Consider the following 11,316-nt stretch of genomic DNA (forward strand, 5'->3'; position numbering starts at 1 on the left):
GAGGAGGAAATGAATCGAATGAAGTCTTTAGACGGAATTAAATTTGCTGAAATGGTACAAATGGGTGCACATCACCTATACCAAAATGCAGCTTATGTAGATTCGCTAAATGTATTCCCTGTGCCGGATGGTGATACGGGAACAAATATGAATTTATCAATGACATCTGGTGCAGATGAAACAGAAGCCAATGTAAGTGCACATATCGGTAAAACAGCTCAGGCGTTATCAAAAGGCTTACTAATGGGTGCACGCGGAAATTCAGGCGTAATTTTATCACAGTTATTCCGCGGGTTCGGTAAAGCGATTGAAAAAGAAGCTGAAATCGATGCGAAAGGCTTAGCGAATGCATTCCAGGCTGGTGTAGATACTGCCTATAAAGCCGTTATGAAACCAGTGGAAGGGACAATCCTAACGGTTGCTCGTGAAGCCGCAGCAAAAGGTGTGGAAGTTGCTGAAACAGAAGAAGATATGATTGTTCTTATGGAAGCATTCATCGAGGAAGCAAAACAATCATTAAACCGTACGCCGGATCTTTTACCTGTATTAAAAGAAGTGGGTGTTGTTGATAGCGGCGGCCAAGGATTACTGTTCGTATACGAAGGATTCCTTGCTTCTATGAAAGGCGAGCCACTACCGGAAAAAAATGAATCTTCACTGGATGATTTAATTAATGCAGAACATCACCGTGTACAAGACTTCATGGACACATCTGACATTGAATTTGGTTACTGTACAGAAATCATGGTGCGCTTCGAGGAAGATAAATCACCATTTGACGAAGAGCAGTTCCGCCAAGAACTGAATCCGATGGGTGACTCATTATTAGTTATCTCGGACGATGAAATTGCAAAAGTACATATACACTCGGAAACTCCAGGTGCCGTACTTGCAGCGGGTCAAAAATATGGTAGCTTAATTAAAATTAAAGTAGACAATATGCGTGAACAGCATTCTGCGATTGTTAACGATACACCACAAGCACCTGCAAAACAGCAAAAAGCAAAAGTACCTTATGCGATTGTAACGATTGCAATGGGTGAAGGTGTATCCAATCTTCTACGCTCAATCGGTGCTTCTTATGTAATTGAAGGCGGACAGACGATGAACCCTTCTACAGAAGATATCGTAAAAGCGGTTAAAGAAATTGGTGCAGAGCGAGTACTGATTTTACCGAACAATAAAAATATCATTATGGCGGCAGAGCAAGCGGCTGAACTTCTGGAAATTGAAGCAGCGGTTGTGCCGACAAAAACGATCCCTCAAGGAATGGCAGCTATTTTAGCATTCAATCCTGCTGAATCGGTTGAAACGAATAAAGCAAACATGACACAAGGCTTTGAACATGTGAAAACTGGTCAAGTAACATTTGCGGTACGTGATACATCGATTGACGGTGTTGAAATTCGCAAAGATGATTATATGGCATTGGCTGAAGGTAAAATTATTTTATCGACTCCTGAAATGATGGATGCAGCGAAAAAAGTGCTTGATGGGTTAATGGATGAAGATTCAGAAATCATCACAATCATTTATGGTGAAGATGCGACAGCAGAACAAGCCGATGAATTACAAAACTTTATCGAAGAAAATTATCCGGATGCTGAAGTGGAAATTGTTGAAGGCAAGCAATCCCTGTATCCGTTCATTTTATCTGTAGAATAAAATCAATAGTGAAAGCAGTGTGTACATTCATGTATGCACTGCTTTCATTACGTTTGAGTAGAGTGAAAAAGGTTGAATTGGAAGGCTGTATAGTTCCCTTGTATTCAGTCGGTTTTCCTGTATAAAGTTAGTTTAGGGGAATATTTCCATCACTTTGCCCCCTTACTTCTTACACGTCTGCGTAAAGTTATGGAGGATCATCCTCAATTTGGTTATTATTCTGTTTTTACAACAAGAAGTTTGTTAATTGCAGAGAAAATGAGTACACTAGGAGTAAATGAAAGTATGAAAGAATATGGGGGGATAACTTTATGAAATTTACATCGGTTTTTGATATTATTGGACCTGTTATGATTGGTCCATCCTCTTCACATACAGCAGGGGCAGCACGAATTGGACGTGTTGCACGCGACTTGTTTGGACGCCAGCCAAAATGGGCGAAAATTTATTTATACGGTTCTTTTGCCGAAACATACCGCGGCCATGGAACAGATGTGGCGATTATCGGTGGCTTACTAGATTACGATACAGATGATGAACGTATTAAAACTTCTTTTGCCGAAGCAGAAAAAGCAGGCTTGCAATTTGAATTCATTCCGGAAACAGCTAATAAAGAACATCCAAATACTGCTCGGATATTGATGGGCGATGACGAATCGGAAATGAGCGTTGAAGGTATTTCAATCGGCGGCGGTAAAATTGAAATTAGTGAAGTGAACGGATTCAAGCTGCGTCTGACAGGCGGAATGCCGGCAATTTTAGTTGTGCATGATGACCGTGCAGGCTGTATTGCAAACGTGGCGAATTGTTTAGCCATGCATGATGTTAATATTGGACATATGGAAGTATCGCGTATTGAACGTGGTTTAACCGCTTTAATGGTAATTGAAGTCGATCAAAACATTGATCAGCGTCTGTTAGAGCAAATTTCATACATTCCGCATATTACGAAAGTATCGAAAATTAATAACTAAGGGGTGGCAAATATGGATGTTTTATTCCGCAGTGTTCGTGAGCTGGTGGAGTTAGCCGAAAGAGAAGGAAAGCTGATTTCCGAATTGATGATCGAACAGGAAATGTTAATTACAGGTCGCTCGCGTGAAGAAATTTTTACACAGATGGATCGCAACTTAACGATTATGGAAGAAGCGGTAGAGCGCGGCTTAAAAGGTGTACAATCCGTAACAGGTTTAACGGGTGGCGATGCTGTACTTATTCAAAATTATATTAAAAAAGGCAACACATTAGCCGGAGACCTTTTACTTGATGCTGTCAGCAAGGCGGTTGCAACAAACGAAGTGAATGCGGCAATGGGTACAATTTGTGCGACACCAACTGCTGGTTCAGCAGGAGTAGTTCCGGGGACATTGTTTGCCGTTCAAAATAAATTAAATCCGACACGTGAACAAATGATTCGCTATTTATTCACGTCCGGAGCATTCGGATTTATCGTGGCGAACAATGCTTCTATTTCGGGTGCTGAAGGCGGCTGCCAGGCGGAAGTCGGCAGTGCATCGGCAATGGCCGCTGCTGCGATTGTCGAAATGGCTGGCGGAACAGCACAGCAAAGTTCGGAAGCATTTGCCATCACATTGAAAAATATGCTTGGATTAGTATGTGACCCTGTTGCAGGCTTAGTTGAAGTACCTTGTGTTAAACGGAATGCAATGGGTGCATCCAACTCATTGGTAGCAGCGGATATGGCTTTAGCAGGTGTGACAAGCCGTATTCCATGTGATGAGGTAATCGGCGCAATGTACCGAATCGGTCAGGCAATGAGCCCGAACTTGAAAGAAACAGCACGTGGCGGTTTAGCTGCAACACCTACAGGCAAAGCCATTACCCATGCAATCTTTGAAGGCGGAGACCTGAAAAGCCTGCTGAAATCGCGTGTAGGCAGTAACTAATTAATCTAATGAGATATTCAAAAATCGGGCGGGCAGAAGTAGAAATTTCATAGAACAAGCTGAAAATCTGTATTAAGAAACGGATAATTTATAAAATTGATTGGAATGGAGGGGCGACTCCTGGGGGAATAGCGTGACGCCTGAGACTAGGAACAAAAGCTAAGAACGCCACGTCCTGTGGCAACGCTTTTGTGACCAACATCGTGTTGGCCTCACGCCCCCGGAAAGCGTCCCCGGAATGGAAATCAATTTTTACGCACAGCGAAAAAATAACATTTTTCTCATAGAGAAAAATGTTATTTTTGGGTTTGCCTTGGCTTTTTTAGTTTATGAGGGAACGTATGCACCCATTTTATGATATTGTTAAATTATTAAAACTCGTAAAGGAAGGAAGTGTCAACAATGATTCATGAGCCAGTTTCACAATTAAAGGGAATCGGAAAAGAAACAGCCGAAAATTTAATGAAAATTGGCATCGAGACAATCCATGACTTGATTTGGACATTTCCATACCGCCATGAAGATTTTCGATTAAAAGATTTGACTGAAACACCGCATAATGAGCGTGTAACGATTGAAGCACGTGTCGAAAGTGAACCGACCGTATTGTTTTTAGGGAAAAACAAGTCACGACTGCAATTTACGGCTCTTGCAGGAAGACATTTAATTAAAGTTGTGTTTTTCAATCAAAATTATTTACGGCAAAAAATTTCAACCGGCGGCATCATTACGGTTACCGGGAAATGGGATCGCGGTCGCCAAGTGATTGTCGGTTCGTCCGTGACGTTCGGACCGAAAACAGAACAAGTTGATTTTGAGCCTGTCTACAGCTTAAAAGGGAATATTCAGCAAAAGCGCTTCCGTAAATATATGCGCCAAGCATTGGATACCGTGAAGGATCAATTACCTGAAACATTGCCGCACTATCTGCGCGATAACTACCAGTTATTGAATATTCAAGAAGCGCTCGAAGGGGTACATTTCCCGCAAAGTGCAGACCATGCAAAACAGGCGCGCCGCCGCTTCGTTTATGAGGAATTACTGCAGTTCCAGCTGCGTATTCAAGCATTGAGAAAAGCAAATAAGGAAAATGAAAAAGGGATATCCGTCCGCTTTGACCTGGAAAAATTAAAGGAATTTATTTCAACTCTGCCGTATGAATTAACAGGGGCCCAAAAGCGGGTTGTCAATGAAATATGCAAAGATTTACTGCTGCCGCAACGTATGAATCGTCTACTTCAAGGGGATGTTGGATCAGGGAAGACGGTTGTTGCGGCAATCGGTCTATATGCCGCTGTAACGGCAGGTTATCAAGGGGCTTTAATGGCACCGACCGAAATTTTAGCCGAGCAGCATGCTGAAAACCTGCATATGTGGTTTGATCCGATCGGTGTTAAGATCGCATTATTGTCGGGCTCCACAAAAACAAAGGCACGCCGTGAATTGTTAGCGCAGCTCGCAGCAGGAGAAATCGATATTCTCATTGGGACACATGCACTTATCCAGCCAGATGTCGAATTCAAAAAATTAGGCTTTGTCATTACGGATGAGCAACACCGGTTTGGTGTAGAACAGCGTCGTGTACTGCGTGAAAAAGGTGAAAATCCGGATGTGCTTTTCATGACCGCAACACCTATTCCTCGTACGTTAGCCATTACAGCTTTTGGCGAGATGGATGTTTCGATTATTGATGAATTGCCTGCAGGAAGGAAAGAAATTGAAACGCATTGGCTGAAAAAAGAACAGCTGAACAGTGTGCTGATGCGCATGACCCAAGAACTTGAAGCAGGCCGCCAAGCGTATGTCATTGCTCCATTAATCGAAGAATCCGATAAACTCGATGTACAAAATGCAGTGGAAGCTTATGAACAATTAAAGGCATATTTCGGCAACCGTTTTGAAATCGGCCTGATGCACGGTCGATTGCATTCGGACGAAAAAGATACGGTCATGCGAGCGTTCAGTGATGGAGAAATTCATGTACTTGTATCGACAACTGTTGTCGAAGTTGGGGTAAACGTTCCAAACGCGACATTCATGACAATTTATGATGCCGAGCGTTTTGGTTTAGCTCAGCTTCACCAGCTGCGCGGACGTGTTGGCCGGGGAGAACATCAATCTTATTGTGTACTGATTGCTGATCCGAAAACAGATGAAGGAAAAGAACGTATGATGAGTATGACCGAGACGAATGACGGTTTCCGCCTGGCTGAAAAAGATTTGGAATTGCGCGGCTCAGGGGATTTCTTCGGTAAACGACAAAGCGGGTTGCCGGAATTTAAACTGGCAGATCTTGTTCATGATTACCGGGCACTTGAAACAGCAAGACAGGATGCCGAAAAAATGCTCTATGATGAAGCATTCTGGCAAGATCCGGAATATGAATTTTTACGGGAGGATTTAACGGCTTCCGGCGTTCTGCAAGGAGAACGGATCGATTAAACGATTAGAACCTGTATTTGGTGGAAAACTATTTAAGCTACTTAAAAATGCTGAAAAGAGGTTATAAGATGGGAAACATGTATCCGTATTTTGTACTAAATGGACAAGCAAAAGAGGCAGTGGTGTTATATGCAGAATTATTTAACGCCAAAAGTGTAACGATTTCAACATTTGGAGAATTACCGCCAAACCCTGAGAACCCTATTCCACCAGAAGCAAAAGATCTGGTCATGAATGCGCAAATTGAATTGCAGGAAGGTCAAATGATGTTTTCCGATACGTATCCGGGCTCTCCGCAAGTAACGGTAGGGGATAATATTAGCATTGCCTATACATCAAAAGACGAGCAGGAAATCCGGTATATTTTCGATGGTTTAAAAGTAGGCGGAAAGGTTGTAATGGAGTTACAGGAGACCTTTTGGAGCAAGTGCTATGGTCAGGTGAAAGACAAGTTCGGGGTGCTGTGGCAGCTAAGCCTTGAAGCATAAGATTTCAAGAACGCGACAAAAAGTTGTTGCGTTCTTTTTTTTATACATGTATATTGATATTAGTACCAAGTGCTAATACTAATCTTTTAGAAAATTAAAGGTAGGTAACAAATACGATGAAGCGTTCCAAAAAAGAGCGACAGTCGTTATTGACTGAGCAGATCGCAGACAATCCTTTCGTGACAGATGAACAATTAGCAGCTGAATTTAATGTGAGCGTTCAAACAATTCGATTGGATCGCATGGAACTCGCTATTCCGGAATTGCGTGAACGTATTAAAGATGTTGCTGCTAAAAAATATGATGAAGTAAAATCGTTGCCACTCGATGAAGTCATCGGTGAAATTATTGATATAGAGCTGGATAACCGGGCAATTTCAATATTTGATGTTGGAGAAGAGCATGTTTTCCAGCGCAATGGCATAGCGCGCGGTCACCATCTATTTGCACAGGCCAATTCTTTGGCGGTTGCAGTAATTGATGATGAGCTTGCCCTTACTGTAAAATCAAATGTAGCTTTCGTGAAACCGGTTCGAGCAGGTAATCGTGTCGTAACGAAGGCCGTTGTAAAAGGGAAAAACCCTGATAAAAACCGTACATTTATCGAAGTAACTTCTTCTGTTGATAATGAACTAGTTTTCAAAGGAGAGTTTGAAATGTATCGGATGAAAGGTGAAGAAACAACATGAAAATAGCAGTAGATGGTATGGGCGGAGATAACGCACCAAAAGCAATCGTGGAAGGTGTCTTCATGGCGCTTGAAGATTTTCCGAAATTAACAATTGATCTGTATGGCGATGAACAGAAAATGGCGCCTTACTTAAAGAACCATGATCGCCTGACGGTTGTTCATTGCAGTGAAGTTGTAGAGGGAGAAGATGATCCGGCACGCGCAGTACGCCGTAAAAAAGATTCTTCAATGGCACGTATGCTGGATGCAGTTGCTGAAGGAAAAGCGGACGCTTGTTTATCGGCTGGGAATACGGGTGCTTTAATGGCAGGCGGACTTTTCAAAGTAGGACGTATTGATGGGGTCGCACGTCCTGCATTAGCAACAACATTACCGACGATGAATGGTGACGGCTTCCTAATGCTTGATTTAGGGGCGAATGCAGATGCAAAACCTGAAAACTTATTACAGTACGCAATCATGGGTGATATTTATGTGAAGCAAGTACGCGGTCAAAAATCACCACGTATTGGACTATTGAATATCGGAACGGAAGATAAAAAAGGTAATGAATTAACTAAATCGGCATTCACATTAATGAAAGAAGCGGATTTCAACTTTGAAGGTAATGTGGAAGCACGCGAATTACTGAATGGGGTCGCAGATGTTGTCGTAACGGATGGGTTTACAGGCAATATGGTGCTGAAAACAATCGAAGGTACAGCGGGTACGGTTTTCAAAATGTTGAAGGATGCATTATTTGCTACAACAAAAACAAAGATTGCTGCTGCATTAGTAAAAAACGACTTGAAGCAGTTAAAAGATAAAATGGATTATACTGAATACGGTGGTGCGGCTTTATTCGGCCTGAAAGCACCTGTTATTAAGGCGCATGGCTCTTCGAATGCACGTGCGATTTACAGTGCAATTCGTCAAGCGACAATTATGGTAGAGCATAAAGTATGCGAAACAATTACTAAAAAAATTGAGCAATTGCCAAAGCCAGAATAAGCTTTTTCACAAAGGGGATTATCAAATGACAAAAGTTGCTTTTATTTTTCCAGGACAAGGTTCACAAACTGTAGGGATGGGTGCGGAGTTTGTTGCGAATGATGAAGTAAGCAAACAGTATTATGAACGAGCAAACGAAGTGTTGAACCTTCCACTGTCGGACTATATGCTGAACGGTCCGCAAGAAACATTAACACTGACATACCATGCTCAGCCAGCTTTATTGACATCAGGGGTGATGATCGCAAACAAGCTGATTGAAGCCGGTATTGCACCGCAATATACTGCGGGACATTCATTAGGAGAATACAGTGCATTTGTCATTTCAGGAGTAATTGATTTTGAAGATGCAGTTCAAACAGTTCATAGGCGGGGTGTATTTATGGACGAGGCAGTACCTGCAGGTCAAGGAGCAATGGCAGCTATATTGGCGTTAGATGGAGAAAAGCTGGACGCCATTTGCCAACAAGTATCCGCTGAAGGAGAAGTCGTTCAAGTGGCGAACTTCAACTGTCCGGGCCAAATTGTGATTTCAGGGACGAAACAAGGTGTTGACGAGGCATGTATAAGAGCGAAGGAAGCGGGAGCAAAACGAGCTTTACCATTAGTCGTGAGCGGTCCTTTCCATAGTTCATTAATGCAGAAAGCGGCACATAATTTAAAAGATACAGTAGAAAATTTACCATTGCAGGAACCAAAAATTCCGGTAGTGAGCAATGTAACTTCAGAGCTTTTAACAACGGTGGAAGCAATAAAAGAAGAAATGGTTGCCCAAGTAACAAGCTCTGTACAATGGCAGCAAAACATTGAAAAGCTTATTGCTGAAGGGGTAACAGTCTTTATCGAATGCGGACCTGGAAAAGTATTATCAGGCTTAGTGAAAAAAATCGACCGCAATGTACAAACTTACTGTGTATATGATGAGGCGAGTTTAACACAAGTTGTTGAGGCATCAAAGGAGTGGAAACAATGGGTTTAACAGGGAAATGTGCAGTTGTAACAGGGGCATCTCGTGGCATTGGTCGCGCAATCGCATTACAATTGGCAAGTGAAGGTGCAAAAGTCGTTGTCAATTACAGCGGGAGCGAGCAAAAGGCACAGAAAGTAGTAGAAGAAATTAAAGCAAATGGCGGCGAAGCAATTGCTGTTCAGGCGAATGTAGCAGACGCGGATTCTGTGCAGAACTTAATGAAATCGGCGCTTGATACGTACGGTTCGATTGATATTTTAGTGAACAATGCGGGCATCACGCGCGACAATTTGTTAATGCGTATGAAAGATGACGAATGGGATGATGTCATCAATACGAATTTAAAAGGTGTGTTCCTTTGTACAAAAGCTGTAACGCGACAAATGATGAAGCAGCGTGCAGGTCGCATCATTAATATTTCTTCGATCGTCGGAGTTGCAGGTAATGCCGGACAGGCAAACTATGTAGCGGCAAAAGCGGGTGTCATCGGTTTAACGAAAACAACTGCGCAGGAGCTTGCTTCACGTAATATTTTAGTCAATGCTATTGCTCCAGGCTTTATTACAACGGAAATGACAGAAGGCTTACCGGAAGATTTGAAAGAAGGTATGCTTAAACAAATTCCGTTGGCAAAATTGGGCCAACCGGAAGATATCGCCAAAGCTGTCGTATTTTTCGCATCAGACAGTTCTAATTACATTACAGGCCAAACACTGCAAATAGACGGCGGCATGGTAATGGCTTAAGATTATTGTAATATAAGCAGTGTCTAGTTGATTGGAGTGAAGGGCCGACTCCTGCGGGAATAGCGTGACGCCTGAGACTAGGAACAAAAGCTAAGAGCGCCACGTCCTATGGCAACGCTTTTGTGACCAACATCGTGTTGGCCTCACGCCCGCGGAAAGCGTGCCCGGAACGGAAATCAACGGAGCCAGATTCATTGAGGGGAGGTGACTGATTTGTCTACAGTATTTGAGCGTGTTTCAAAAGTAGTCGTTGACCGTTTAGGCGTTGACGAAAGCGAAGTGAAATTAGAAGCATCATTCCGTGAGGATTTAGGTGCAGATTCATTAGATGTTGTTGAGTTAGTAATGGAACTTGAAGATGAGTTCGATATGGAAATTTCTGATGAAGATGCAGAAAAAATTGCAACAGTTGGTAATGCAATTTCATACATCGAAAGCAAAATTAGCTAATTCATTTATAAAACATAAGGCTGTACGAGGTCAAAACGACTTTTGTACAGCCTTTTTTACGTCTGAAAATTGCGTTAAATAGCAGTTTCTAGTGGAGTGAACAAATAAAACGAAATTTGATAGGAATTTGACTGATACCCTTTGCACATTGCTATAGAACAAGGTAAACTAAACGATAGAAACTAGAAGGAAGGCAGAAAGTACATGACCTATAGAAAAAAAGGGAACAACCAGAAACCCGGGGTACTCCCTGAAAAAGTAAAATCACAATTTGAAGTTTTAGAAAACGAAATGAACATTCATTTCCAGAATAAAGATTTATTATATCAAGCATTTACACATTCATCTTATGTGAATGAGCATCGCCGCAAATTATTTACGGATAACGAGCGATTAGAATTTTTAGGGGACGCAGTTTTAGAGTTATCTGTATCAAAATATTTATTTGAAAAATTTCCGCATATGAGCGAAGGGGAACTTACGAAATTACGTGCATCAATCGTTTGTGAGCCATCACTAGTTGTTTTTGCGAATGAACTGAACTTCGGGCAATTTGTTTTATTAGGTAAAGGTGAAGAATTAACAGGTGGTCGTGAACGTCCGGCATTGCTTGCTGACGTATTTGAATCATTTGTCGGAGCTCTTTATTTAGATCAAGGTCTGGAAGTAGTTGTCGCATTTTTAGAACGTGTCGTATTCCCTAAAGTTGAAGTCGGTGCTTTTTCGCATGTGATGGATTTTAAAAGTCAATTACAAGAAATTATTCAACAAACAAACAACGGCCTTTTACATTATGAGATTGTTGATGAAAAAGGACCAGCGCATAATCGAACATTCGTTTCACGCGTATTGTTAAACAGCCAGGAGTTAGGTATTGGCCGTGGAAAATCAAAGAAAGAGGCTGAGCAGCAAGCAGCACAAAGTGCCATGCTGATGCTTAAGCAGTCAAAGCAAGAGGAGGAATAAC

The 11,316-nt window shown here is 42.0% G+C and carries 11 protein-coding genes; all 11 read left to right on the plus strand.

The window, feature by feature from the left end:
• The first annotated feature begins 18 nt into the window (after nucleotides 1-18).
• Nucleotides 19-1,665: a DAK2 domain-containing protein gene (locus tag MKY71_RS04775; protein ID WP_339175513.1), complete on the plus strand. Its 1,647-nt coding sequence runs from the start codon at nucleotides 19-21 to the stop codon at nucleotides 1,663-1,665.
• A 311-nt stretch (nucleotides 1,666-1,976) separates the two neighbouring features.
• Complete coding sequence (gene sdaAB, locus MKY71_RS04780; RefSeq protein ID WP_339175514.1) at nucleotides 1,977-2,639, plus strand: L-serine ammonia-lyase, iron-sulfur-dependent subunit beta; 663 nt, start codon at nucleotides 1,977-1,979, stop codon at nucleotides 2,637-2,639.
• Between the two features lie 12 nt (nucleotides 2,640-2,651).
• On the plus strand, nucleotides 2,652-3,572 hold the full coding sequence (gene sdaAA / locus MKY71_RS04785) for an L-serine ammonia-lyase, iron-sulfur-dependent, subunit alpha (RefSeq protein ID WP_251689411.1): 921 nt from the start codon (nucleotides 2,652-2,654) through the stop codon (nucleotides 3,570-3,572).
• A gap of 402 nt (nucleotides 3,573-3,974) precedes the next feature.
• On the plus strand, nucleotides 3,975-6,014 hold the full coding sequence (gene recG, locus MKY71_RS04790; protein ID WP_340731751.1) for an ATP-dependent DNA helicase RecG: 2,040 nt from the start codon (nucleotides 3,975-3,977) through the stop codon (nucleotides 6,012-6,014).
• 68 nt (nucleotides 6,015-6,082) lie between these two features.
• Nucleotides 6,083-6,502 carry a VOC family protein gene (locus MKY71_RS04795; protein ID WP_340731753.1) on the plus strand — a complete coding sequence of 140 codons (420 nt, stop codon included), beginning with the start codon at nucleotides 6,083-6,085 and terminating at the stop codon, nucleotides 6,500-6,502.
• Between the two features lie 116 nt (nucleotides 6,503-6,618).
• Nucleotides 6,619-7,191, plus strand: a complete 573-nt coding sequence (gene fapR / locus MKY71_RS04800) for a transcription factor FapR (RefSeq protein ID WP_339175517.1) — start codon at nucleotides 6,619-6,621, stop codon at nucleotides 7,189-7,191.
• A complete protein-coding gene (gene plsX / locus MKY71_RS04805; protein WP_339175519.1) occupies nucleotides 7,188-8,183 on the plus strand; it encodes a phosphate acyltransferase PlsX in 996 nt (331 codons plus the stop codon). The genes fapR and plsX overlap by 4 nt, the downstream gene beginning before the upstream one ends.
• Nucleotides 8,184-8,208: 25 nt before the next feature.
• Nucleotides 8,209-9,162, plus strand: a complete 954-nt coding sequence (gene fabD / locus MKY71_RS04810; RefSeq protein WP_340731754.1) for an ACP S-malonyltransferase — start codon at nucleotides 8,209-8,211, stop codon at nucleotides 9,160-9,162.
• Entirely contained in the window at nucleotides 9,153-9,899 is a 747-nt protein-coding gene (fabG, locus tag MKY71_RS04815; protein WP_340731755.1) for a 3-oxoacyl-[acyl-carrier-protein] reductase, read from the plus strand. Before fabD ends, fabG begins: the two co-directional genes overlap by 10 nt.
• A 213-nt stretch (nucleotides 9,900-10,112) precedes the next feature.
• On the plus strand, nucleotides 10,113-10,349 hold the full coding sequence (gene acpP, locus MKY71_RS04820; RefSeq protein WP_008403327.1) for an acyl carrier protein: 237 nt from the start codon (nucleotides 10,113-10,115) through the stop codon (nucleotides 10,347-10,349).
• 204 nt (nucleotides 10,350-10,553) lie between these two features.
• The gene (gene rnc / locus MKY71_RS04825; RefSeq protein ID WP_339175521.1) at nucleotides 10,554-11,315 is read left to right on the plus strand and encodes a ribonuclease III; all 762 of its coding nucleotides are present in this window, start codon (nucleotides 10,554-10,556) and stop codon (nucleotides 11,313-11,315) included.
• The last annotated feature ends 1 nt before the right edge of the window (nucleotide 11,316 follow it).

This window comes from Solibacillus sp. FSL W7-1324, from assembly GCF_038008025.1.
Taxonomy (GTDB): domain Bacteria; phylum Bacillota; class Bacilli; order Bacillales_A; family Planococcaceae; genus Solibacillus.

Bases quoted from the DNA above. Each gene is read 5' to 3' on its own strand.
- MKY71_RS04775 (WP_339175513.1), top strand. From the start codon at position 19: ATGAAGTCTTTAGACGGAATTAAATTTGCTGAAATGGTACAAATGGGT.
- sdaAB (WP_339175514.1), top strand. From the start codon at position 1,977: ATGAAATTTACATCGGTTTTTGATATTATTGGACCTGTTATGATTGGT.
- sdaAA (WP_251689411.1), top strand. From the start codon at position 2,652: ATGGATGTTTTATTCCGCAGTGTTCGTGAGCTGGTGGAGTTAGCCGAA.
- recG (WP_340731751.1), top strand. From the start codon at position 3,975: ATGATTCATGAGCCAGTTTCACAATTAAAGGGAATCGGAAAAGAAACA.
- MKY71_RS04795 (WP_340731753.1), top strand. From the start codon at position 6,083: ATGGGAAACATGTATCCGTATTTTGTACTAAATGGACAAGCAAAAGAG.
- fapR (WP_339175517.1), top strand. From the start codon at position 6,619: ATGAAGCGTTCCAAAAAAGAGCGACAGTCGTTATTGACTGAGCAGATC.
- plsX (WP_339175519.1), top strand. From the start codon at position 7,188: ATGAAAATAGCAGTAGATGGTATGGGCGGAGATAACGCACCAAAAGCA.
- fabD (WP_340731754.1), top strand. From the start codon at position 8,209: ATGACAAAAGTTGCTTTTATTTTTCCAGGACAAGGTTCACAAACTGTA.
- fabG (WP_340731755.1), top strand. From the start codon at position 9,153: ATGGGTTTAACAGGGAAATGTGCAGTTGTAACAGGGGCATCTCGTGGC.
- rnc (WP_339175521.1), top strand. From the start codon at position 10,554: ATGACCTATAGAAAAAAAGGGAACAACCAGAAACCCGGGGTACTCCCT.